The organism is Vibrio splendidus, from assembly GCF_002873455.1.
Lineage (GTDB): Bacteria > Pseudomonadota > Gammaproteobacteria > Enterobacterales > Vibrionaceae > Vibrio > Vibrio splendidus_J.
In genome coordinates, this window is the sequence record NZ_MCUN01000011.1 from 1 (window position 1) to 417 (window position 417).

General features: G+C 55.4%; 1 protein-coding gene. It reads right to left on the bottom strand.

The genetic code is table 11. The features are described from left to right. Window positions 1-417 (bottom strand): Calx-beta domain-containing protein (locus tag BCU75_RS11545; protein WP_102473951.1); only part of this gene is annotated, 417 nt, incomplete at both ends.

The following is a 417-nucleotide window of genomic DNA, read 5'->3' on the forward strand; positions in this document are numbered from 1 at the left end:
AGGTCGTTGGCTTCTGCTGTGTAGTTACCGTCCGTCGTTGGCGCAAGATTCACCACCACTGGCGCTTCGGTTTCATTCGACAGTGACACGGTGAAGACCGCATCAGTCCCTTCGTTCACGTCACCCGCGTCAGTGACAGATAAGACTGGCTTATCGTTGTCTGGATTCGTGCCGCCACCATTACCACCATCGGTGATGGTCGCCGTGCCTGTCGCTGTGCCGTTCGACGTCACATCGTTCGATTCTGTCACCACCAGACCGAAGGTTTCATCGCCTTCATAGACATTGTCGTCTGCAGTCGGAACGGTCACAGTAATCGCTGTCACGCCCGCTGGGATCGTCACGTTGCCGCTTCCATCCACCGTCAGAGTTTGTGTCTGGGTATTACCATCGACGTAAGTCACCACCATGTCACCA